Annotated in this window: 21 protein-coding genes and 2 pseudogenes; 8 read left to right on the forward strand and 15 right to left on the reverse strand. The window is 70.4% G+C overall.

From position 1 onward, the window contains the following. Nucleotides 1-7: 7 nt before the first annotated feature. Nucleotides 8-622, forward strand: a complete 615-nt coding sequence (locus tag ABGB08_RS30140) for a transposase (protein ID WP_347596704.1) — start codon at nt 8-10, stop codon at nt 620-622. Here ABGB08_RS30140 and ABGB08_RS30145 read toward each other — a convergent pair. Next, entirely contained in the window at nt 547-837 is a 291-nt protein-coding gene (locus ABGB08_RS30145) for a poly(ADP-ribose) glycohydrolase domain-containing protein (protein ID WP_347596707.1), read from the reverse strand. The genes ABGB08_RS30140 and ABGB08_RS30145 overlap by 76 nt on opposite strands. A 132-nt stretch (nt 838-969) precedes the next feature. On the opposite strand from ABGB08_RS30145, the gene ABGB08_RS30150 reads away from it, so the two are divergent. Beyond that, on the forward strand, nt 970-2,226 hold the full coding sequence (locus ABGB08_RS30150; protein ID WP_347596710.1) for an MFS transporter: 1,257 nt from the start codon (nt 970-972) through the stop codon (nt 2,224-2,226). 1 nt (nt 2,227) lies between these two features. Here the strand turns inward: ABGB08_RS30150 and ABGB08_RS30155 are convergent, their stop codons facing one another. Genes ABGB08_RS30155 through glnT form a run of 6 tightly spaced genes read right to left on the reverse strand, consistent with a single transcriptional unit; the run spans nt 2,228 to nt 7,882 of the window. Next, complete coding sequence (locus tag ABGB08_RS30155) at nt 2,228-2,797, reverse strand: XRE family transcriptional regulator (protein ID WP_347596713.1); 570 nt, start codon at nt 2,795-2,797, stop codon at nt 2,228-2,230. Continuing rightward, nucleotides 2,794-3,942 carry an FAD-dependent oxidoreductase gene (locus ABGB08_RS30160; protein WP_347596716.1) on the reverse strand — a complete coding sequence of 383 codons (1,149 nt, stop codon included), beginning with the start codon at nt 3,940-3,942 and terminating at the stop codon, nt 2,794-2,796. The genes ABGB08_RS30155 and ABGB08_RS30160 overlap by 4 nt, the downstream gene beginning before the upstream one ends. Then, nucleotides 3,939-5,204 (reverse strand): FMN-binding glutamate synthase family protein, encoded by a 1,266-nt coding sequence (locus ABGB08_RS30165; protein WP_347596719.1) that lies wholly within the window; start codon nt 5,202-5,204, stop codon nt 3,939-3,941. Before ABGB08_RS30165 ends, ABGB08_RS30160 begins: the two co-directional genes overlap by 4 nt. A 55-nt stretch (nt 5,205-5,259) precedes the next feature. After that, a complete protein-coding gene (locus tag ABGB08_RS30170; RefSeq protein WP_347596722.1) occupies nt 5,260-5,919 on the reverse strand; it encodes a hypothetical protein in 660 nt (219 codons plus the stop codon). Beyond that, nucleotides 5,904-6,614: a hypothetical protein gene (locus ABGB08_RS30175; RefSeq protein ID WP_347596725.1), complete on the reverse strand. Its 711-nt coding sequence runs from the start codon at nt 6,612-6,614 to the stop codon at nt 5,904-5,906. The genes ABGB08_RS30170 and ABGB08_RS30175 overlap by 16 nt, the downstream gene beginning before the upstream one ends. Next, on the reverse strand, nt 6,581-7,882 hold the full coding sequence (gene glnT, locus ABGB08_RS30180) for a type III glutamate--ammonia ligase (protein WP_347596728.1): 1,302 nt from the start codon (nt 7,880-7,882) through the stop codon (nt 6,581-6,583). The genes ABGB08_RS30175 and glnT overlap by 34 nt, the downstream gene beginning before the upstream one ends. Nucleotides 7,883-8,019: 137 nt before the next feature. Between glnT and ABGB08_RS30185 the strand changes: the two genes are divergently transcribed. Genes ABGB08_RS30185 through ABGB08_RS30195 form a run of 3 tightly spaced genes read left to right on the forward strand, consistent with a single transcriptional unit; the run spans nt 8,020 to nt 10,098 of the window. After that, nucleotides 8,020-8,628 carry a helix-turn-helix domain-containing protein gene (locus tag ABGB08_RS30185; RefSeq protein ID WP_347596732.1) on the forward strand — a complete coding sequence of 203 codons (609 nt, stop codon included), beginning with the start codon at nt 8,020-8,022 and terminating at the stop codon, nt 8,626-8,628. Further along, nucleotides 8,625-8,825 carry a ferredoxin gene (locus ABGB08_RS30190; RefSeq protein WP_347596735.1) on the forward strand — a complete coding sequence of 67 codons (201 nt, stop codon included), beginning with the start codon at nt 8,625-8,627 and terminating at the stop codon, nt 8,823-8,825. The genes ABGB08_RS30185 and ABGB08_RS30190 overlap by 4 nt, the downstream gene beginning before the upstream one ends. A 1-nt stretch (nt 8,826) precedes the next feature. Next, complete coding sequence (locus ABGB08_RS30195) at nt 8,827-10,098, forward strand: cytochrome P450 (RefSeq protein ID WP_347596738.1); 1,272 nt, start codon at nt 8,827-8,829, stop codon at nt 10,096-10,098. 149 nt (nt 10,099-10,247) lie between these two features. Here the strand turns inward: ABGB08_RS30195 and ABGB08_RS30200 are convergent, their stop codons facing one another. Continuing rightward, a complete protein-coding gene (locus tag ABGB08_RS30200) occupies nt 10,248-11,660 on the reverse strand; it encodes an aldehyde dehydrogenase family protein (RefSeq protein ID WP_347596741.1) in 1,413 nt (470 codons plus the stop codon). Nucleotides 11,661-11,811: 151 nt separating this feature from the next. Here ABGB08_RS30200 and ABGB08_RS30205 point away from each other — a divergent pair, with 151 nt between their 5' ends. Continuing rightward, complete coding sequence (locus ABGB08_RS30205; protein WP_347596744.1) at nt 11,812-12,666, forward strand: helix-turn-helix transcriptional regulator; 855 nt, start codon at nt 11,812-11,814, stop codon at nt 12,664-12,666. A gap of 248 nt (nt 12,667-12,914) precedes the next feature. On the opposite strand, the gene ABGB08_RS30210 is transcribed toward ABGB08_RS30205, so the two are convergent. Then, nucleotides 12,915-13,925, reverse strand: a complete 1,011-nt coding sequence (locus ABGB08_RS30210; RefSeq protein WP_347596747.1) for a dihydrofolate reductase family protein — start codon at nt 13,923-13,925, stop codon at nt 12,915-12,917. Nucleotides 13,926-14,059: 134 nt separating this feature from the next. Between ABGB08_RS30210 and ABGB08_RS30215 the strand changes: the two are divergent. Then, nucleotides 14,060-14,587: pseudogene (locus ABGB08_RS30215) on the forward strand (tetratricopeptide repeat protein); the annotation flags it as partial. 131 nt (nt 14,588-14,718) lie between these two features. On the opposite strand, the gene ABGB08_RS30220 reads toward ABGB08_RS30215, so the two are convergent. From ABGB08_RS30220 to ABGB08_RS30245, 6 genes and pseudogenes are all read right to left on the reverse strand, one after another. Then, nucleotides 14,719-16,176: an MFS transporter gene (locus ABGB08_RS30220; protein WP_347596749.1), complete on the reverse strand. Its 1,458-nt coding sequence runs from the start codon at nt 16,174-16,176 to the stop codon at nt 14,719-14,721. Nucleotides 16,177-16,249: 73 nt separating this feature from the next. Then, complete coding sequence (locus ABGB08_RS30225; RefSeq protein ID WP_347596751.1) at nt 16,250-16,738, reverse strand: MarR family winged helix-turn-helix transcriptional regulator; 489 nt, start codon at nt 16,736-16,738, stop codon at nt 16,250-16,252. Nucleotides 16,739-16,864: 126 nt separating this feature from the next. Next, entirely contained in the window at nt 16,865-17,095 is a 231-nt protein-coding gene (locus tag ABGB08_RS30230; protein WP_347596784.1) for a hypothetical protein, read from the reverse strand. Then, nucleotides 17,082-17,369, reverse strand: a complete 288-nt coding sequence (locus ABGB08_RS30235) for a hypothetical protein (RefSeq protein ID WP_347596787.1) — start codon at nt 17,367-17,369, stop codon at nt 17,082-17,084. The genes ABGB08_RS30230 and ABGB08_RS30235 overlap by 14 nt, the downstream gene beginning before the upstream one ends. Nucleotides 17,370-17,502: 133 nt before the next feature. Beyond that, nucleotides 17,503-17,721, reverse strand: a pseudogene (locus tag ABGB08_RS30240) (SDR family NAD(P)-dependent oxidoreductase); the annotation flags it as partial. Between the two features lie 174 nt (nt 17,722-17,895). After that, nucleotides 17,896-18,561, reverse strand: coding sequence for an NUDIX domain-containing protein (locus ABGB08_RS30245; protein WP_347596754.1), 666 nt, complete (start codon nt 18,559-18,561; stop codon nt 17,896-17,898). A gap of 13 nt (nt 18,562-18,574) precedes the next feature. On the opposite strand from ABGB08_RS30245, the gene ABGB08_RS30250 reads away from it, so the two are divergent. Then, nucleotides 18,575-22,414, forward strand: a complete 3,840-nt coding sequence (locus ABGB08_RS30250; protein ID WP_347596757.1) for an ATP-dependent RecD-like DNA helicase — start codon at nt 18,575-18,577, stop codon at nt 22,412-22,414. Nucleotides 22,415-22,486 lie beyond the last annotated feature (72 nt).

A 22,486-nucleotide genomic window follows, 5' to 3' on the forward strand; every position in this document is an offset into this window, starting at 1 on the left:
ACGACAGTTGCTGGTCAGCCTGGCCAGGCACACGCCGCTGCTGCCGGGCGCGGACGTGCTGGCCTACCTGGACATCGATTCGATGCAGCGGCGCACCTACGGCCATGCCAAGCAGGGCTCGGGCTTCGGCCACACCAAGATTCAGGGCAAGAGTGTGCTGGTGCGCGGGCTGAACGTGCTGGCTGCCACGCTGTCCACACCGTTGGCCGCTCCGGTGGTGTGCGGCGCCCGGCTGCGCGGCGGCAGCGCCAACTCCGCTCGCGGTGCGGCATCGCTGCTGCGAGAATCGATTCCGGTGGCCCGCGCGAGCGGAGCGACGGGCACCCTGCTGATGCGGGGCGACAGCGCCTTCTATGCCGCCGAGGTGGTGGCCGCCTGCCGCGACCATGACGCCCGCTTCTCGCTCACCGCCAAACTGGACCCCAAGGTCAAAGCGGCGATCGCCGCCATCAGCGAGGATGCCTGGACGCCGATCAAGTATCCGCGCGCCGTCTTCGATGAGCAGGCCGGCGGCTGGGTCTCCGACGCCGAGGTCGCCGAGACCTGCTACACCGCTTTCACCAGCAAGAAGGGCAAGGCGATCCGTTCGGCCCCGGCAAGGTGGAGCCGTCGTGCGGCTTGAAGGCTGCTTTCGGCGGTCACCTCGAAAGACGTCCGGTGACCGGTCACCGGGTGGGGCGGGTCGATGCGCTCGTCCGGCGGGTGGCTCACCGTGCCGGAGATCGCCGCCTCCAGCGCCGGGCCCACGACGACGACGGCGCCATCGTCGGCCGTGTACTCGCCCTCGGCGATGATCTGCGCGTTGACACCCGCGATTCCCCGCAATCTTCCCCTCACGCAACCGCATGGCAGGCCGTGATCGTCTCACCGGCCGAATGGGTTACCGCGCCGCCAGTTTCCGGACCAACGTTTGGATGGTGTCGCCGCTGGTCGCTAGGGTGTCCGGCGGGAGCTGGTGGAGGTGACACCGTGACAGCGCGACCACCGGCACCGCCGCAGGTCATGAGCCGCTGGCTGACCTTCCTGTTCGCCGTGGCCGCGGGCGCCGCGGTCGGCAACCTGTACTGGGCGCAGCCGCTGCTCGACTTCATCGCGGATGATCTGGGCGCCTCCACCGCGATCGCGGGCTGGCTGGTCACCGCGAGCCAGCTCGGATACGCGGCCGGGATCCTGCTGCTCGTGCCGCTTGGCGACGTGCTCAACCGGCGCAAGCTCATCCCGATCATGATGCTGTGTTCCGCGGCCGCGCTTGTCCTGTGTGCCGTGGCGCCGTCTTTCGGCGTTCTTCTGCTCGCGATCACGGTCCTGGGGGTGACGACCGTCTCCGGGCAGATCCTCACCCCGCTGGCTGGGGATCTCGCCGATGAGGCTCATCGTGGCCGCGTGGTCGGGACCGTCGTGTCGGGCATTCTCACCGGCATCCTGGTCTCCCGTACGATCAGCGGACTCGTCGCCGGCACCGCCGGGTGGCGCACGATCTTCGTCCTCGCCGCGGCCGTCGCCGTACTTCTCTCGCTTCTGCTCTACCGGGCGATTCCGCCGCTGGCGCCAAAGACACGCGTGGCCTATCCCGCGCTGATCGCCTCCGTCGCGGCGGTCGTCCTGCGGGAACGGAGCGTGCGCTGGACGCTGGTTCTCGCCGCCACCGGGTTCGCCGCCTTCACCATGTTCTGGACGGCGCTGACGTTCCTGCTCAGCGGGCCGCCGTTCCACTATCCGGTGTCCGTGATCGGGCTGTTCGGGCTGGCCGGGCTCGCCGGCGCCCTCGCCGCTCAACGCGCCGGGCGCCTGCACGACCGAGGCTGGTCGCTTCCGGCCACCGGCGCGACATGGGTGCTCACCCTTATCGCCTTCGTCGTCGCGGCGTTCGCCGGTCGCTCCGTCGTCCTCGTTCTCGTCGTGGTCGTCGTCCTCGACGCCGCCCTGCAGGCGCACGGCATCCTCAGCCAGACCCGGGTCTTCGCCGTCTCGGGCGAGGCTCGCAGCAGGCTCAACACCGCCTACGTCACCTGCAACTTCATCGGCGGCGCCAGCGGCTCCGCCGCCGCGGCCGTCCTCTGGTCCGCCGGTGGGTGGACGGCCGTCGCGATCGCGGGCGTGGTGCTCAGCTGCGTCGCGCTCACCGTGTGGGCAGTCGGGCGTCGAGGCCCGCTCGTCGTGGGCAGGAGCGCCACCATCGACCAGGCCGGCCCCACTCCAGCGACGGAGACCACAAGCCGCGCTTAAGTCAGCCGGGCCAGGCGGTGACCGACAGGAAGCGGATCGGTAGTTCGAGCAGGCGTTGGGGGCCGTGAGGGCCGGCGCCGTCGAACTGGAGGCAGTCGCCAGGGGTGAGGGTGTAGCTGGAGCTTCCGTGGCCGTAGACCATCACGCCTTCCAGCATGTAGAGGCATTCGGTGCCGGGGTGCTGGAAGAGGGGGAAGACCTCGCTGGATTCGCTGAGGGTGACCAGGACGGGTTCCAGGCGGCGGTGGACGCCGCGCAGGGCGCCGAGCAGTTGGTAGCGGTGGCCGATCCGGGTGCCGCGGCGGACGATCTCGGCGCCGTGGCCGGCGGGGGTGAAGACCGCCTCGCTTTCCACGTCGACGCCGCGGAACAGGGCGGTGACCGGGATCTCCAGGCCCTCGGCCAGGCGGGCCAGGGTGGTCAGGCTGCACGAGGTCTGGGCGTTCTCGATCTTGGAGAGCATGGCTTTGGAGAGGCCGGTCCGGCGGGCGAGGACGGTCGCGGAGAGGCCGGCGGCCTGGCGGTACTCCTTGGTGCGCTGGGCGATGATCTCTTCCAGGGTGCCGCTCACCGCATCTCACCCGCGCCCGCGTACGGGTGCGCGCTGGTCAGCGGGCGCCCCTCGGCGAAGCGGCTGAGCCGGAAGTCGGGCAGCGCGGCGCCGGTGATCATCTCGGCGGCCATCCGGCCGACGGCGGGGGAGATCTTGAATCCGTGGCCGCTGAACCCGGCCGCGACGAAGAGCCCGTCCGGGCCGGCCGGGCCGATGATCGGGTTGAAGTCGGGGGTGACGTCGTAGCAGCCCGCGTACGAGGTGACGAACGACACGTCCGGCAGGCCGGGGAAGCGGCTGCCGAAGCGGCTGGCCACGCGTTCCAGGTGGGGGCCGTCGGCTCGGTTGAGGTAACGGTCGGGGTCGGCCGGTTCCGGGTCGGTCAGGTCGCTGTTGCCGATCAGGAGGCGGCCGTCGGGCTCGGTGCGTACATATTGCAGGCTCACCAGGTCGGAGAAGACCGGCACATCCCCCAAAGCCCGGCCGGGGTCGGCGATCACGATGGGCTCGCGGATGGCGCGGACCGGCAGGTCCACCCCGGCGGGGGAGACCAGGGCGGTGGACCAGGCGCCGGCGGCGACCACCACGGTGCCGGCGCCGACCCGGCGGCCGTCGGCCAGCCGCACCCCGATGACCCGGTCGCCGCCGGTGACCAGGGCGGCCACCGGGGTGTGCTGCAGGATGCGGGCGCCGCCGCGCCTGGCCGCCTCGGCGAAGTGCTGGCAGGTCCGGTACGCGTCGCCGTGACCGCCGCGCGGCTCGTACGCGAAGGCGGCGAAGTCCTTGGTCTCCAGCCCCGGCCACATCGCGTGCACGTCGTCGTGGCCGATCAGCGACACCTCGACGCCGAGGATGGCCTGGGCGGCGACGTTGGCGCGCAGCGCGGCCTCGTTCTCGGGGCCGACCCCGACCACGTAGCCGGTGCGGCGGAACCCGAGCCCGGGCGTGTCCTCGAAGAAGCGCACGCCCTCCCAGGCCATCGCGGCCAGCAGCGGCACCCCGTAGTGGCAGCGCACGATGCCGCTGGACTTGCCGGTGCCGCCGGACCCGAGCGTGCGGCGTTCCAGCACGAGCACGTCGCGGACGCCGCGCCTGGTCAGGGCGGCGGCGATGGACATGCCCTCCAGGCCGCCGCCGACGATGACCACCTCGTGCGCGCTCACCGGCCCGGGATCCATTCGGTTCCGGCCAGCGGCACCCGGGCCATCGCCGCCGCCTCGACGGTGAGCGCGACCAGGTCCTCCGGCTCCAGGTGGTGCACGTCGGCCTTGCCGCAGGCGCGGGCGAGCATGGTGGTCTCCATCGTGATCGCCCGCAGGTAATTGGCCACCCGCTCGGCGCCGCGTACCGGATCGAGCCTGGCCTGCAGGCCGGGGGACTGGGTGGCGATCCCGACCGGGCAGCCGCCGGTGTGGCAGGCGACGCAGTTCCCGGCCGTGGTGCCGAGATCGGCGTAGGAGGCGGGGCCGATGTCGTGCACGGTGTCGTTGCAGCCGAGGGCGACCAGGGCGGCCATGCCGATGGAGACCGCGTCCGCGCCGAGGGCGAGCGCCTTGGCCACGTCGGCGCCGCTCCGGATGCCGCCGGAGACGATCAGCGCGACGTCGGGGAAGTCGGCCAGCGCGTCGGCGGCCAGCCGGACCGCGGCGAGGGTGGGGATGCCGGTGTGCTCGATGAAGACGTCCTGGGTGGCGCCGGTGCCGCCCTGCATGCCGTCCACCACGACCACGTCCGCGCCCGCTGTGGCGGCCAGGCGGACGTCGTGGTAGACGCGGGTGGCGCCGATCTTGACGAAGACCGGGACCCGCCAGTCCGTCGCCTCGCGCAGTTCCTCGATCTTGATGCGCAGGTCGTCCGGACCGGTCCAGTCGGGGTGGCGGCAGGCCGAGCGCTGGTCGATGCCCTCCGGCAGGGTGCGCATCGCGGCCACCCGGGGGCCCAGCTTCTGGCCCATCAGCATGCCGCCGCCGCCTGGTTTGGCGCCCTGGCCGAGCACCACCTCGATCGCGTCCGCCGCCCGCAGGTCGTCGGGGTTGAACCCGTAGCGGGACGGCAGGCACTGGTAGACCAGCGTCTTGGAGCTCATCCGCTCCTCCGGCGTCATGCCGCCGTCGCCGGTCGTGGTCGCGGTGCCGACCTCGCTCGCGGCCCGGCCGAGCGCTTCCTTGGCCGGGGCCGACAGCGCGCCGAACGACATGCCGGCGATGGTGATCGGGATCTCCAGCACGACCGGATCGCGCGCGTTCGCGGCCCCCAGGACCGTCCGCGTCGCGCAGTGCTCCCGGTAGCCCTCCAGGGGGTAGCGGGACGCGCTCGCGGTGAGGAACGTCAGGTCGTCGAAGGTCGGTACGGCCCTGCGCGCGCCCCCACCGCGGATCGGATACCGGCCGAGCCTGGCTCGTTCCCGGATCTCGTCGAAGCTCATTAGGTTTCCCAGCGGGAGATCGGGCGGAGACACAGGCGGACGATCGGTTCGCTGCTCATGGAGTTCCCCAGTGGTAGAGCTGTCTGGCGGAGGCCACCCGGGTGACGTTCTCCGGGTCGATGTGGTCGAATCCATGCTGTTTGGCCAGGCGGGCGACCAGTTCGACATCCGATTCGGCGAGTTCCTCGACCCGGGCGTCGGCGCCGAGGTCCTTGATCCTCCCGGCCACGTAGATGACCGCCTCGTAGAGCGAGTCGCCCAGGCCGCGCCCGGCGTCGCCGCCGACCAGGATCGTCCCCGCCTGGGCCATGAAGCCGCAATGGTCGCCGACGTTCCCGGCGACCAGCACGGTCGCCCCCTTCAGGGAGATGCCCGCGCGAAGCGAGGCGTCGCCGTGCACGACGATCGTGCCGCCGTGGGCGCTGGCGGCCAGGCTCTGCGAGGCGTCGCCGTCCACCCGGATCAGGCCGGACATCAGGTTCTCCCCGGCGCCCCACCCGGTCGTGCCGTGGACCAGCACGGTGGCGTTCTTGCTGAGACCGCCGACGTAGTAGCCCGCCGTGCCGTCGATCTCGACGGTGATCTCCTCGGTCAGTCCGACCGCCAGGTTGTGCCGTCCGGCCGGGTTGGTGAGGCGGGCCGTGGCACCCGGGGGGAGGGCGCGGAGGGTGGCGTTCGCGGTCCGGACGGTCGTCGTGTTCAGGTCGATGTCCACAGGTAGACCTCCTCCGGCTCGGGTTCGTACACGCGGGCGGCCTCGATGCCGGGGAGCACGGCGAGCGCGCGGTACTCCGAGGCCATCGCCACCCAGCCGGGGGTCTCGGCGATGATCGCGGGCTTGCAGGCGATGACGTCCCGGACCACGGCGAAGGCGTCCGGCGTCTGCACGCCCAGGGTGTAGAAGCCGTCGAAGCGCTCGCAGAGCAGGCGCAGCGCCTTCTCCAGGTCGTCGCCGCTGTCCAGCCGGTACGCGAGGAACCGGGCAGCCACCTCGGAATCGTTGTCGCTGTCGAAGGCGACGCCCCGGGCGAGGAGCTCGCGGCGGATCGTGGCGTGGTTGGCGAAGGAGCCGTTGTGGACCAGGCTGAGGCCGTCGCCGACCACGAACGGGTGGCAGTGCGCGGCGGTGATCGCCGACTCGGTGGCCATCCGGGTGTGCGCCACCGCCTGTGTGCCGGACATTTCATGCAATCGCCACTCGGCGGCCAGCACCGCCGGATGCCCAACCCCCTTAAGCACCGTTATTTCCGGATAAATCGTGATTCCGGCGGAGTCGGGGCCGCGTTCTGCGACCTGGGCCATCATGGCGGCCATCAGGGCGCCCAGCCGGGGCCGCAGGCCGGGGTCGCGGAGCTGGAGGGCGGTGATGCCGCACATCAGAACGCCGTCAGGTAGGTGTCGATCTCCCACGGGGTCACCGTGTTGTGCCAGGAGAAGAACTCCTCCCGCTTGCGCCCCGCGTAGTACGCCGCCACCTCCGCGCCGAGCACCTCGCGCACCACCGCGTCCCGCTCCAGCGCCTCCACCGCGTGCAGCAACGTCACCGGCAACTCGGCCGCCGAATCCGCGAACCGCCCGGGCCCGCTGGGATCCCCCGGATCCAGATCCCGCTCGATCCCATCGAGCCCGGCCGCCAGCACCGCCGCGATCGCCAGGTACGGATTGGCGGACCCGTCACCCCCGCGCAACTCCACCCGGTCACCCTCCGGCACCCGCAGCAGGTGGGTCCGGTCGTTGCCGCCGTAACTGGCCCGCTTGGGCGACCAGGTGGCCCCCGAACTGGTCGTCGCCGCGCCGCGCCGCTTGTAGGAGTTGACCGTCGGCGCGATCACCCCGTGCAACCCGGCCGCGTGGTCGAGCACTCCGGCCACGAAGGCGTACGCCAGCTTGGAGAGCCCCAGCCCGCGTGGATCGTCCTCGCCGGGGAAGAGCGGGGTCTCGCCGTCCCAGAGCGACAGGTGCAGGTGCAGGCCACTGCCGGTGCGGTCGGTGAACGGTTTGGGCATGAAGGTGGCGATCATGTCCCGGCGTTCGGCCAGCATGTGCAGCACATACCTGAGGGTGATCACGCGGTCGGCGGTGGTGAGCGCGTCGGCGAACCGGAAGTTCTGCTCGAACTGCCCGTTGGCGTCCTCGTGGTCGTTGGCGTAGTTACCCCAGCCGAGGGAGTTCATCGCGCTGGAGACGGTGGTCAGATGCTCGTACATGCGGGTGACCCCGCGCGCGTCGTAACACGGCTGCGCGGCCCCATCCCGCTCATCCGCCACCACCACGTTCCCCGAAATATCCCGCTTTAACAGGAAATATTCGACTTCAGCGCCGACAAACGGGGTGTACGGCATCCGCGCCAGCAACCGCCGCAGGATCACCCGCGGCGCGTACGGCCATGGCTCCCCGTTCACATGCGGATCGCAGTGCACCAGCGCCAGCCCCTCCCGCAGGAACGGCAACGGCGTATACGACCCCACATCCGGAATCGCCATGATGTCCGGATCGTACGGCTGCTGCCCCAGCGCGCCCGCCGCGTACCCCGCGAAGCCGACCCCGTCCGCCTCCAGGTCGTCCACCGCCTCCACCGGCACCAGCTTGGCGCACGGCTTCCCGGTCAGATCGACGAACGTGGCCAGGATGAACCGCACACCATCGGCTCTGGTCAGCTCTGCGAGCGAGGTCGCCATCGGAGGCTCCGTCCACTGTCGGTCACCAGCGTTGAACCGAAGTGAACAACCGCGCTGTTGCCGCCGAATGGCCTCCTGGTTTCGACCCTGTTTCCCCGGACATTGACATATCAAATGAACGCTTTTTTAATTTGTCCATGGGCCGGATCGCGGGCGTCACCGCCGCCGAGACGCGCGAGCGGCTGCTGCGCGCGGCCGCCGAGGTGTTCGCCGAGCGCGGCTACGACGGCACCCGGGTGGCCGACATCGCCGCGGCCGCGGGAGTCAGCAACGGCGCGCTGTACGCGCACTTCGGGTCCAAAGCCGAGCTGCTGGTGGCCGCGCTGCGCGCGCACGGGCGGCGGCTGCTGGCCGGCCTGTTCGCCGCCGACCCGGATCGCTCGATCACGGATCTGCTCCTCGCCATCGGCCGCTGGCTGCCCCGCCGCCGCGACCCCAGCCGCTTCCTCATCGTGGAGGCGCTGGTCGCGGCCCGCCGGGACGCGGACGTCGCCGGGCCGACCCGCGCCTACGTCGGCGAGCGCGCCGACTGGCTCGCCGAGCTCGTCCGCCTCGGCCAGGCCGGGGACGAGCTCGATCCCGCCCTGTCGCCGGGCGCGCTCGCGCACTTCTGCCTGCTGCTCGCGATGGGCAGCGCGCTGATCACGCCTGATTTGCACGCGGTGGACGACGAGGAGTGGACCGCCTTGCTCACCCGGCTCGCCACCGCGCTCGCCCCCGCCGCACCGAAGGGACCACCGCGGTGAAAGTGAAGATCGACTCCGAGCGTTGCCAGGGGCACGGCCGCTGCTACGACCTCGCCCCCGACCTGTTCGGCGCGGACGACGAGGGATACGGGCAGGTCATCGGCGACGGCACGGTGCCGCGGGAGCAGGAGCGCGCCACCGGCCTGGCGGCGTCCAACTGTCCGGAACGCGCGATCGAGATCCTGCAGGAGGCCTGACATGACCGTCGACGACAGATTTGGCCGGGACTTCCAGGAGATGCGGGCAGAGCGGCCCATCGGCACCCGCAACGAGATCGTCACCGGCCCGGTCTCGGACTGGGCGACCGACTTCTCCCACACCGAGTCCGAGTGGGCGGCCGACCCGTACCGCATCCAGGACGAGCTGCGGCAGCGCTGCCCGATCGCGCACACCGAGCGCTTCGGCGGCGGGTGGCTGCCGACCCGCTACGAGGACGTCGCGGCCATCGCGTACGACACCGACCGCTTCTCGTCCCGGGCGATCATCATGGGCAACTTCCGGCCGCCGCCCGAGCTGGCCCCGATCGGCGGCTCGCCGCCGATCTCCTCCGACCCGCCGTTCCACCACCACGCGCGCAAGCTCCTGCTCCCGGCGTTCACCAAGAACGCGGTGGCCAGGCGGGAGGCCGCGACCAGGGCGTTCTGCCACGCCCTCATCGACGCGCTGGAGGGGGAGGACGTCGTCGACGCCGCCCGCGACTACGCGCAGCACATCCCGATGCGGGTCATCGCCGACATGCTCGGCTTCCCGCCCGAGGACGGGCCACGCTTCCGCGCCTTCATCGAGGGGGTGCTCGAAGGCGTCAACCTCCCGCCGGAGGAACGCCTCGGCCGGATGGACAACCTGTTCGACTACCTGCTCGCGCAGATTCACGACCACGTCGACAATCCGCGCGACGACCTCACCACCTACCTGATCAACGTCGAGTTCGGCGGGCACAAGCTCGAATCGTCCCACGTGGCGGGAACGATGGCGCTGCTGCTCATCGCCGGCATCGACACCACGTGGAGCGCGATCGGCGCCTCGCTGTGGCACCTGGCCAAGACCCCGGCCGACCGCGAGCGCCTGGTCGCCGACCCTGGCCTGCTGCCGACCGCGATGGAGGAACTCCTCCGGGCGTACGCCCCGGTCACGATGGCCCGGCTGGTCAAGGAGGACATGAGCTGGAACGGCGTGGACATGAAGGCCGACGACTGGATCCTGCTGTCGTTCCCTGCGGCCAACCGGGACCCCGCCCAGTTCGACCGGGCGGACGAGGTCGTCATCGACCGCGAGGTCAACCGGCACGCCGCGTTCGGCCTGGGCATCCACCGCTGCGTGGGCTCGCACCTGGCGCGCATGGAGCTGCGGGTCGCCCTGGAGGTCTGGCTGGAGCGGATCCCCGACTTCGGCCTCGCCGACCCGGCCTCGGTGACCTGGGCCACGGGCCAGGTCCGCGGCCCGCGCACGCTCCCGCTCCGGATCGGCTGACTCAGGTCAGCCCAGGAACGTCGCGGTCGTCGCCACGAACCGGCCCTCTCCGGACACGTGATAGGCGAGGACGGTTCCATCAGGTGCGGAGAAGGCGGGCATGGCGGCGATCCTTCCAGCGCCGTTCCGGCGACGGCAACCGAATATGGTCAGCGCTGGATGGACTTGGTCTCCAGGAACTCCTCGACGCCGTAGCGGCCGAATTCGCGGCCGTTGCCGGACTGCTTGTAGCCGCCGAACGGGGCGAGCGGGTTCCATGGGGCGCCGTTGATGTCGACCTGGCCCGTGCGCAGCCGCCGGGCGATCGCGAGCTCCTCGCCGCCGAACACGCCGCCGGTGAGTCCGTACGTCGTGTTGTTGGCGATCTCGACGGCCTGGTCGTCGCCGGCGTACGGGATGATCGTCAGGACGGGACCGAAGATCTCCTCCTGGGCGATCACGGCGTCCGGGGCGACATTGGCGAAGATCGTGGGCCGTGCGTACGCGCCCTCGGGCAGCCCGTCGGGCCTGCCGGGCCCGCCGAACGCGAGGGTGGCGCCGTCGGCGATGCCCCGCTCGATGTAGCCGTCGACCCGGCGGCGCTGCGCCTCCGACGCCATGGGCCCGATGCGGGTGGCCTCGTCGGCCGGGTCGCCGACGGTGTACTCGGCGGCGGCCGCCACGACCAGTTCGACGATCTCGTCGTGCCGCGACGCGGGCACGAGCATCCGCGGCCAGGCGCCGCACACCTGGCCGCCGTTGGTGAAGGCCATGGCCACCCCGAGCTGTACGGCCTGGGCGAGGTCGGCGTCGTCGAGGATCACGTTGGCGGACTTGCCGCCGAGTTCCAGCGCGACCCGCTTGACCGTTTCCGCCGCGATGGCCGAGATCCGCCTGCCCACCCGGGTGGAGCCGGTGAACGACACCATGTCGATGCCGGAGTGCGCCGCGATCGCCTCGCCGACGACCGGCCCCGTCCCATGGACGACGTTGAACACGCCTGCGGGCAGCCCCGCCTCGGCGGCGACCTCGGCCAGGATCCCCGCCGTCAGGGGCGCGATCTCCGACGGCTTGAGGACCATGGTGTTGCCCGCCAGCAGGGCGGGCGCCAGCTTCGAGACGATCTGCTGCAGGGGGAAGTTCCACGGCGTGATGGCGCCGACGACGCCGATCGGCTCGCGTACGACCAGCGAGTTGCCGATCTGCTCGGTCCAGGGGAAGCCGGCGGCGAGCGCCGCGACGGAGGCGGCCACCTCGACCGGGAAGACGGCCTGCGCGTGGCGGGAGAGGGTGATCGGCGCGCCCATCTCGGCGGTGATCGTGGTGGCGATCTCCTCGGCCCGGTTCCGCAGTCCCTCGGAGATGCGGCGGACGACCGCGGCGCGTTCCTCGACGCCGGTCGCGGTCCAGTGGGGGAGGGCGGCCGTCGCGGCGGCGACGGCCCGGTCGACGTCGGCGGCGGTGCCCGACGGCACCCGGGCGACGGTCTCGCCGGTCGCCGGGTTCAGCACGTCGATCGTGTCAGCGGATCCGGCGACGGCGTCACCGCCGATCCAATGGGTGTTCAGCGTTGGTGTGCTCATGGGACCGATCGTGGCAATGCCCGTACGGCCGGATCCATGTCCTCCTGATCCGTGGATCGCGCGACCCGCTGTGACCTGGATCACGGGATCGGCAGTGCCTGGATCCGGCCGGGCCGTCGGGGTGACGATGGACCTGGCCAGGGGATTTATTGTGAATGACTACCGTGAGAGGGGGACGGACATCGTGGACCGGGCTCGGCTCGCCGACTTCCTCCGGACCCGCCGGGAGGCGCTGCAACCCGAGGACGTGGGGCTGCCGCGCGGCAGGCGGCGGCGGACGAGCGGGTTGCGCCGCGAGGAGGTCGCCGTGCTGTCCGACATGTCGATCGACTACTACAGCAGGCTGGAACAGGTGCGCGGACCGCACCCGTCGGAGCAGATGCTCGCCTCGCTCGCCCGCGGTCTGCGCCTCTCCCTCGAGGAACGCGACCACCTGTTCCACCTCGCCGGCTACGCCACCCCGCGACGGGCCTTGCGCACGGACCACATCAACCCCGGGATGATGCGCGTCTTCGACGGGCTCGAAGACGCCGCCGCCCAGATCGTGACCTACCTGGGGGAGACGCTGAAGCAGACCCGGCTGTCGGTGGCGCTGATCGGCGACGAGGGCGCGCACACCGGGCTGGCGCGCAGCTTCCATTACCGGTGGTTCACCGACCCGGCCACGCGGCTGGTCTATCCCGGGGACGACCACCCGGCGCACACCAGGCTGATCGCGGCGAATCTGCATCGTGTGTACACCCGTGACGGCAAGGACTCGCGCGCGGCGGCGATCGTGGAGGCCCTGCTCGCCAAGAGCCCCGAATTCGCCCGGATCTGGGGCGAGCACCCGGTCACGGGCCCGTACTGCCCGCCCAAACGCGTCCAGCACCCGCAACTCGGACTGCTCGAACTGCACTGCCAGACCCTGGTCGACCCCGACCAGTCCCAGCTGCTGGTGGTCTGCACCGCCACACCGGGCAGCGAGAGCCACGAGAAACTCCAGCTGCTGTCCGTCGTCGGCTGACCCCCTCAGGCTCCGGCGTGGAGGTAGGCGCGGCCACCCGGCCGAGCCGGCCCTCGACCTCCGCGAGGAGACGATCGCGCTCGGTCACGAGGCCGCCAGGCCGCTCGTCCGCAGAGTCAGCATGTCGTTGAATCGCCGCCGAAGAAGAGGATGTTTCATCGTGGAGCCGAGGAAACTCACACCTTACTCTACTTTGTAAAGGCGCTCGCTTTGAGGTGAAAATCTACCGACAACTACAAAACCCGCAATCAGCGGGTCACCCTGAATCGCAGGTGGGTGGCGTTCGGAGTCTCGATCACCTGCGTGCGCTCGAGCGAGAACTGATCGCCGAGATGCTCGAACAGCCGGGTGCCGCTGCCGAGCAGGACCGGGATCAGATGGACCTGGATCTCGTCCAGCAGCCCGGCGGCAAGGCACTGCTGAGCGGCGCCGGCGCCGTGCACGCCGACCACCTTGCCCCCCGCCGCCGCCTTTGCCTGCTCCACCGCACTGTGGATGCCGTCGGTGACGAATGTGAAGACCGAAGGCGCGCGGACAGTCTCCGGAGCTGGCGGTTTGTGGGTGAGCACGAAACACGGCGCCGGACCGGCTGGGCCGCCGTCACCCCACCCTCCGTCGCCCTCGGCCAGGTCGTAGGACAGCCGGCCCATCAGGATCGAGCCCATACCCGCGCCCATCCCGGCCAGCAGTTCGGCGTCGCGCGGGTCCGGTTCGTGCAGCCACCGGTGCAGGGACTCACCACCGTCGCCCAGTTGCCGCTCGCGGGTGACGTTCGGCCCGGTGACGAACCCGTCCAGCGACATCGAGATTCCCGAAATGACCTTGCTCATGGCATCTCCTTCGACCGCGTATGAGGCTGTCCAGCTTGGTGGACCGCGGTGGCAGAGTTGTGTCAGTCCGGTGAAACCAGGGAAGGGGTGCGCGTGCTGACCGTCGAGCTGCTCGGGCCGCTGCGCGGGGCTGCCGCTGGCGCTGGCGATCGTCGCCGCCCGCGCCGCGATCCATCCCGCGCACCCGCTCGGCGCGCTCACCGGTGAGCTCCGGGACGTTCTCGGCGCGCTGGACTGTGCCGTCGACGTGCGGGCGATCTTCTCGTGGTCGTACGAGAGGCTCGGCGACGAGGCGGCGCGGTTGTTCCGGCTGGTCGCCGGGTTGCATCCCGAGCCTGGCAGCACGGCCGCCGCCGCCAGCCTGGCGGGCGTGCCGGTCTCGCGGGTACGGGCGCCGCTGGCCGAGCTGATCCGCGCCAACCTGCTCACCGAACACGCCCCAGGCCGCCCGTGCGCCTACGCCGCCGAACTCTGCGAGGTTCGCGACGCGGACCGGGACGCCGCGCGGCACCGCGTCGTGGACCACTATGTCCATACCGCGTGCGCCGCCGCGCCGCACTTCCATGGGCACATCGGGACGTTCGCCCTCGACGCGCCCCGTCCGGGTGTCGCTGTGCTCGACTTCGCCGGATCCGAGGAGGCGATGGCCTGGTTCACGGCCGAGCAACCTGGCCGCCGCGCTCGCCGACCTGGGCCGCTTCGACGACGCCCATCGCAATCTCGACGCCGCCTTGGCACGATCACGGGACGACCCTGCCGGTCAGGCGTGGACGCACTACTACCGGGACCTCGTCTACGGCCTCCAGGGCCGGGAGGCGGACGCGCTGGACGCCGCCCGCCGCGCGCACGACCTGTTCGACCAGCTGGACGATCAGCTGGGCCAGGCCATCGCGCTCACCGACCTCGGCTGGTACCACGGCCGCCTGGGAGATCACCGCCAGGCTCTCGACCTGTGCGAGCGGGCCCTAATCCTGCACCGGAAGCTCGGCAACCGCCCCTATGAGGCCCATACGTGGTCATGCCTCGCCGACACCCACCTTCAGCTGGGCGACCCCGCGGGAGCCGTCCCCCGCTACCGCCAGGCCCTCGATCTGTTCCGGGAGTTCGGCGACCCGTACGCCGAGGCCAGCACCCTCGCCCACCTCGGCGCCTGCCACATCGGGGGCGCGGGTTTTCGCCGCCGTGATGAACGCCGCCTGCGTTTTCCGGCGCGGATACCTGATCAGGCTTTCTCGTACGGGCGGGACACGGGCATCGCCGGGGTGGTGCGCGGTTCGGGCTGGCGCAGCACGAGGGACGCGACGATGAGCGCGGCCACGAGCAGGGCGGCGGCGATGGTGAAGGCCAGGCGGTAACCGCCGGTCAGCGCGGCCGCCTCGCTCGCCCCGCCGGTCAGCAGCCCCGCGCTGCGCGAGGCCGCCAGAGTGGAGAGCACCGCGACCCCGGCGGCCATGCCGATCTGCTGGGTGGTGTTGAACAGCCCGGAGGCCAGGCCCGCGTCGTCGGCCTTGGCGCCGGACATGCCCAGCGTGGTCAGCGCCGGGAGCACCAGGCCGCCGCCCGCGATGAGCAGCATCACCGGGAGCAGGTCGGTGACATAGGCGGCGTTCACCGGGACGCGGGTGAGCCAGCCCATCGCCCCGAGCAGGAGGACCAGCCCCGCCAGCAGGACGGCGCGCGCGCCGAAGCGCGTGTTGAGCCGGGCGGAGACGAACAGGGACACGCCGCCGATGGCCGCCGCCGCGGGAAGCATCGCCAGGCCGGTGTCGAGCGCGCCGTAGCCGAGGACCTTCTGCATGTAGAGCGCGACGATGATCTGGAAGGCGAACATGGCCGACAGCGTCAGGATCTGGGCCAGGTTGGCTCCCCAGACGTTGCGCGGGCGGAGGATCCGCAGGGGCATCAGCGGGGTCGTGGCGGTCGCCTGCCTGGCGATGAACGCGGCCAGCAGGGCGAGCGCGAGGGCGCCGAGTCCGAGGGTGTGCGCCGCGAGCCAGCCGTACTGCTCGATCTTGACCACGGTGTAGATGCCCAGCATCAGCCCGCTGGTGACCAGCACCGCGCCGGTGACATCGGCCCCGGCGGCGAGTCCGATCCCGCGCTCGCTCGGCAGCGCTTTGATCGCCAGCGCGATGGTGGCCAGCCCGATGGGCAGGTTGATGAAGAAGATCCAGTGCCAGTTGAGCGCGTCGGTGAGGACCCCGCCCAGCACCTGGCCGATCGAGGCTCCGGCGGCGCCGGTGGAACTGAAGACGCCGATCGCCATCGCGCGCTCCCGGGTCTCGGTGAACAGCGTCACCAGGATGCCCAGCACGACCGCGGAGGCCATCGCGCTGCCGACGCCCTGCAGGAACCGGGCGGCGATCAGCATGCCCGGCCCCGTGGCCGCCCCGGCCAGCACCGACGCCGCCGTGAAGACCGCGTTCCCCGCCAGGAACATGGCCTTGCGGCCGATGAGATCGCCCAGCCGGCCGGCCAGCAGCAACAGCCCGCCGAACGCGATCAGGTACGCGTTGACGGTCCAGCTGATCCCCGCCGGCGAAAAGCCCAGATCCCGCTGGATGGCCGGCAGCGCCACGGTAACGATGCTGCCGTCCACCACCGTCATCAGCATCGTGGCGGACAACACGGCGAGCGCCGGCCACCGTGATCGGTTCAGTCGAGGGGAAGGTGGCGCCATAGCCGTCTCCTGTTCAAGAGGGAACAGAAGAGACCGTAGCAGATGGTTTCGTAACAGACGATCCCTTGCGGATCTATTTCGTCCGCTGGCGCGCCCTCCGTGCCGCCTGCGGCGCCTCGGCAGGTGTGGCCAGATACCCAGTCACCAGGCGACTCATGGCCCGCAAGAGCACCTCACCCTCACCCTCCGGCAGCGCCTCCAGCACCGCCCGATGCACCCCGTCGACGATCTCCTGGCTCCGCCTCGCCACCTCGGCCCCCTTCTCGGTGACCGCCACGATCCGGGCACGCCGATCAACACTGGACGGCCGCCGCTCGGCGAGCCCCGCCTCCTCCAAGGCGTCAACGGTGACCACCATCGTGGTCTTGTCCATATCCCCCAGCTCGGCAAGCTGGATCTGCGTGCGCTCCTCCTCCAGAGCGTGAACCAGCACGCAGTGCATCCGCGCCGTCAACCCGATCTCGGCAAGCGCCGCCGCCATCCGCGTCCTCAGCACATGACTGGTGTGGTCCAGCAAGAACGACAGATCCGGCTCGGTACGAGCGGGCGCCATAGCGATCATGCGCTTATCATACCAACTAGTCCCGTTCTAGATTATCTGCAAGCGGGAGTAATACCAGTGCAGGTCGCAGATCTGCCAGCCCGGCTCATCGGCACTGATCCGGGCAGGCTCGGAAGCGTGGTGGGGTCATCGCCGGATGGTCGCCATCCCGGTCGGCAGCCCGGTCAGCTCGGAGCAGCGTTCCCAGAGCCATGCCGCCAGACGGGGGTCCATCGCCTGCGGCGAGGGCGGCACCTCGGCGCCGTCCTCGAGGTAGCGTCCGGTTCCGGTCGAGGCGGCCAGAAAGAGGGCGGTGGCCGCGGCTTCCGCGGGCGAGTCCTCCTCGGCGATGCGCGCGGAGCGCTCAGCCTGCGGCACCTGCCGCCACTGCATGAGCAGGTCGGTGGCCACCGCTCCGGGGCAGAAGCTGTTGACCTGGATCGGTGGTGCCCGCCAGCCGCCGGGCGAGTTCCAGGGTGAAGCTGACGTTGGCGAGCTTGGTCCGGTCGTAGGCGGTGCGCATGTCGTACCCGTCGAGGGAGTCGAGGTCCTCCAGGTTCCCGGTCGCGTCGCGGTGGCGGGCAGCGGCCACGTTGACGATCGAGCCTCGCCCGGAGTCGAGCATGCCCTCCAACAGGAGCCGGGTGAGCAAAAAAAATAGGCGAGGTGATTGACCGCGAACACCAGTTCCCGGCCGTCCTCGGTCGTCTGGCGGTGCGGCGAGAGGACTGCGGCATTGTTGACGAGATGTCCGGCGGTCCAAGCTCCAGGTACCGCTCGGCGAGGATCCGAATCGAGCGCTGATCGGACAAGTCCGCGATCAGGTGGTCCACGACGCCGCTCTCACCGCCGCGCTGGACGTGCGCCACCGCTTCGGCGGCACGGCCAGGGTCACGGCAGACGAGCGTCACGTCGGCTCCGGCTCGCGCGAACGCCACACAGATGGCCAGACCCAGCCCACGATTGCCCCCGGTGACCAGGCAACGCCGCCCGGCCAGACTCATTCCGGAGGACGAAGCACCGGGCGAGGTTTCCGCGAAGATGTCCACTGTGCTGCTTCCTTTCCTTCCGCCCACCGCGGACAGTGACGGTGGGCGGCCGTGGCAGTCTGGGGTGATCTCATCTGGGGAAAGCCCGCATGGGGAGCAGGTGGATGAGTTTGTCCACGAGGGAGTGCCTCACACCAGGACAACAGGCTGTTCGGGAACACCCGTCGCCAGGATCTCGGTGATCAGGTGGGCGAGGCCGAGCGGGTAGACCGTCTCATGCGTGCGGCGAAGTTCGTCCACACCCCACCATCGGTGCGCCACGATGCCGTCCGGCTGGTCGGCGCGCTCAGGGTCCAGGTCAGCGGCGGTGAGGTAGGCAAGGTAGGTGAGGTAGGCAAGGTAGTAGCGTTCGACCTGGAGTACGTCGATGCCGCCGACCTTGTGCTGCTTGCTGCGTTCGGCAATCTGTCCGGTGAACTGGACGGCATCCCCGCCCACGCCGAGCTCCTCGCGCAGTTCACGGCGGAGCGCGGTCAGATGGTCTTCCTCTGCGTCGAGGGAGCCGCCAGGGGTGGCCCAGAATCCGCTGTCCTCGTCATAGCGCAGCAGCAGCACGCTGCCCGCGTCGTCGAGAGCGACCACACGGGCAGCTTCACGAAGCGGTGGGAGGGCCGCGTCGGCCAGGTCGGGGTGAGCGATTGTCCTGGTGGCCGCCCGGGTGAGTAGCTCCGCGCGCAGCTCGTCCGGACTGGCTGGCAGTTCGGCTACCTCAGTCGCCGCAGGCTGGTCGACGGCCAGCAGCCACCGGGTGTTTCTCGGTAGCGTTCGATACGGCGGTGCGGTCGGATCAACCAAGGAGAGGGTCGGCGTGAGGCATCTGACGATTCGGGTGGCGTGGCACGACACCGGATGGGACGCACGCGTCTGCGCCGCGCCGTCGCGAAACCCGTACTGCGTCGCGCTGCAGCGCGTGCGGGAGAAGCGCAACGACCGCCGCGAGGATGCCCTCGCTGGCCGGGCCCTGTCGGAGCTGCCCGACGACCGGGACCATCCGCCGTGCGTGGAGGAAAACACCCCGTTCATGAACGCCGCGCCGTGGACCCGGACCTTTCGCCATCCCTACGCCACCAGCCCGGACACGAACAGCACCCACGGGCACCTGGCCCCCAGCCGGGTCCTGGTCCAGCCGTACACGACCTTCGCCGTACCGTACTGGTGGATGCTGCGCGGCAACCAGCAGGCCATCGAGGAGCGGATGGCCGATCCGCTCGCCTCGGACATCGACCCCCCGTTCGACAACTCCAAGTGGGTCTTCTCCGCCACCCGACAACAGCAACTGCTCACCCACGTCTTCGACCAGTTACGCCCCCACTCGTCGCTGGTGCTGTTCTACACCAAAAGCGGCCACCCACTCGATGAACGGCACCGCCGCCTGCTGGTCGGCGTCGGCACCATCACGGCCCTCGACACCCAGCAGCACTACCACCAGAGCAGGCCCGGCCCTCAGCAGCCGATGTGGGACCGCCGGATCGGCCACTCGATCCGGCCCGGTGGCGTCGATGGCTTCCTCCTGCCCTACCAGGACTATTTGCGGCCAGCCGGCACACCAGCCGAAGACGCCCGCCGGGTCGCACTCGCCGAAGACATCGCGGTCGGCATCGACGAGGCCCACACCCGCGCCTTCTCCTACGGTTCCGAACTGGCCGGTCCCGACGTCGCCCTGTCCCTGTTGTCCGCCACTCTCGAAGCGGTCCGCCTGATCAGAGCCCACGGCATCGCCGGCGGCCCGTGGCAGGCCCGCGAAGACTGGCTTAATGCCCGTATCGCCGAGCAGTGGAAGGCCCGCGGCTCCTACCCCGGACTCGGCGCCGCCCTGGAAGGTATAGGTCTGCGGCTCGGTACAGCCCTCGTCCGCGAACTACTCACCACTGGCGCGATCCGGCCCGACGAGAACCCCTGGCCGCTCATCAGCGCATTGCTAGAAGGCCGCCAGCCGCCGCCCCGCATCGTCTACGCCAACGACCTGGCCAACCTCGGCGCACTGTGGTCCGCACTGCCACAACCACGCCGCGACCTGCTGCACATGCTGTCGCGCCTGGACATCACCACCGAGGCTGCCACCCGCTGGCTGCACCCGGACCGCCGCGCCGCGTCCACCCGCGCGACGGTCTCCGACGTACAGATCCTGGCCAACCCGTACCGACTCGCTGAGCTCGACCTCGGCTCGGGCGGCTCTGGGGAACGATACGTCGGGCCGATCACCGTCGGCACCGTCGACCGCGGCCTGCTCGGCCCGCTGCCCACCCCGGTGTCGGCACCGGTCCAGCCGCCGTTGACCGGCGCCATGGATCCCCGACGGATCCGCGCCGCCGTCGTCGACGTGCTGCGCCACGCCGCCGCCGACGGCGATACCCTGCTGGCCGAGGGCGAAGCCGCCGAACGCGTCGCCCACCTCGACCTCACCACCCCGCTGATCCTGCCGCCCTACGCCCTGGACTCCCTACCGGGCCTGGGCGACGAGGTCATCCGGGACACGCTGCCCGACCCCGACGGCGTCGCCGTGTCCACCCTGCAACTACTCGAACGCCGCGCCATCGCCGACCGGCTCAGCAAGCTGATCCTGGCCCGCTCCGCCAAGGCCATAGCCTCCCTCGGAGAAGACTGGCAGGCGCTGCTCATCTCCGCGATCGGCTCCGACGTCGTCGACCTCGCCGACGAGCGGCACCAAGCGGCCCTCGCCGAACAGGCCACCGCGCTGGAGACCATCACCACCCGCCGACTGTCGGTCCTGGTCGGCTCGGCTGGTACCGGCAAGACCAGCGTCCTAGGCGGCCTGCTGCGCAGCGCAAAACTCCTCGCCGAGGGCATCCTGCTGCTCGCACCGACTGGCAAGGCCCGCGTTCGGCTGTCACAGGCCGCCGCAGGTGAGGCGATGACCGTCTCGCAGTTTCTGTACCGGCAGGGCCGTTACGACGGCGACCGACAACGTCCCCTCACCGATGGAGTCACCCAAAAGGCTAGGGAACGCGGCCTCTACACCGGTAAACGCACCGTCGTGATCGACGAATGCTCGATGCTCACCGAAGACGACCTCGTGGCGGTCCTCAACGCGCTCAACCTCGGCTTCGTGCAGCGCCTCATCCTGGTCGGCGACCCCAACCAGCTTCCCCCGATCGGCGCGGGCCGACCCTTCGCCGACCTCGTCGCGCTGCTCGACCGCGCCGGGGGAACACCGGCCGCACGCCCGCAGGCGGCAACCGCCGGGGCGCTGGCGCGGCTGTCGGTGCAGCTGCGGGCGGCGGGCGGGTCGCAGGCGCTCGCGCTGGCAGCCTGGTTCACCGACGACAGCCAACCGGTCGACGCCGACCGCATCCTTGCCAAACTCGACGGCCAACCTGCGCTGCTTCCCGCAGAACTCTCCGTCGCCGAGGCACCACAGCTGGCAAACGATGCGATCGCAGGCTCCGATGCCGAAGAGCACGGCCAGCGGCTGGCCACCGTCCTGCCCGGCGGCCAACGCGAATTCGGTGACCTGGAAGTGGTGTTCTGGCGAACCCCCGAGGAACTGCGGGCGGCGCTGCTCGCCCAGATGGCCAAACACGTGGGTGCCGACGGCGTCGCAGGATTCAACACCGCGCTGCACATCAGCGGCAATCTCGTGCCCTTCACCGACCATACTGGTGCCGAACGGTTCCAGATTCTGTCCCCGGTACGGATGCAGCCACACGGCGTACACGAACTCAACCGCCTGGTCCAGGTCACCTTCCGCGCCGCCGAACTCAACGAGGGGCGCTGGTTCGGCGCCGCGCTCGGCGCCGAGGAAATCGTCAAGCGGGACAAGGTCATCTGCGTGACCAACAACTGGATCAAAGGGTGGGACCACGTCGCCGGTGCCAAAGCCGGCGACTACCTGGCCAATGGCGAGGTCGGGCTGGTGGCATCGGTCAAGAACAAGCCCGGCGGCAAACAATGGAGCGTCGCCTTCGCCAGACGGGAAGGCAAGCACTACTACTTCTCCTCCGAAGACGTGCCCAGAGACGGCGGAGGCGCGCTGGAACTGGCCTACGCGCTCACCGTCCACAAGAGCCAGGGCAGTGAGTTCGATACCGTCTTCGTCGTCGTGCCCGAAGCCAGCCGCCTGCTGTCTCGAGAACTCGCCTACACCGCATTGACCCGTGCCCGCCGCCAGCTCATTCTGCTGATCCAGGGCGACGACCCCGGTGTCTTGCTCAACCTCACCAGCTCCGCTCGCTCAGAGACCGCCCGCCGCAACACCAACCTGTTCACCACTGTCGCGGTCCGCCGGCCAGGTGAAACCCAACCCTTTGCCGAGCACCTGCGACACCGGGCCGCCGACGGCACCATGGTCCGGTCCAAGAGCGAAGTGGTCATCCTGAACCGGATCGTGGAGCGTTTCGGCCCGGGCGTCTGCCACTACGAGCAGCGGCTGCCCGGCCCGGTGACCGGCGGACGCCTGTTGCCCGACTTCACCTGGGTCAGCGACGCCGGTGACACCATCATCCTCGAACACCTCGGACGCCTAGACCGTCCCGACTACCGCGCGGGCTGGGAATGGAAACGCGCCTGGTACAAGGCAAACGGCTTCATCGAAGGCACCTCCTTGTTCACCACCGACGAGCAAGGTGGCCTGTCCACCGCGGCAATCGACGCGGTGCTGGACGAAATCCAGAAGAACCTCGAACTGTGAACCGGGTCCGACCGGCGTCACGCCCCCTCGGTCAGGACCACCTCAGACCACGCGGATGCCCGACGGTGACTC

The organism is Acrocarpospora sp. B8E8 (assembly GCF_039871605.1).
GTDB lineage: Bacteria > Actinomycetota > Actinomycetes > Streptosporangiales > Streptosporangiaceae > Acrocarpospora > Acrocarpospora macrocephala.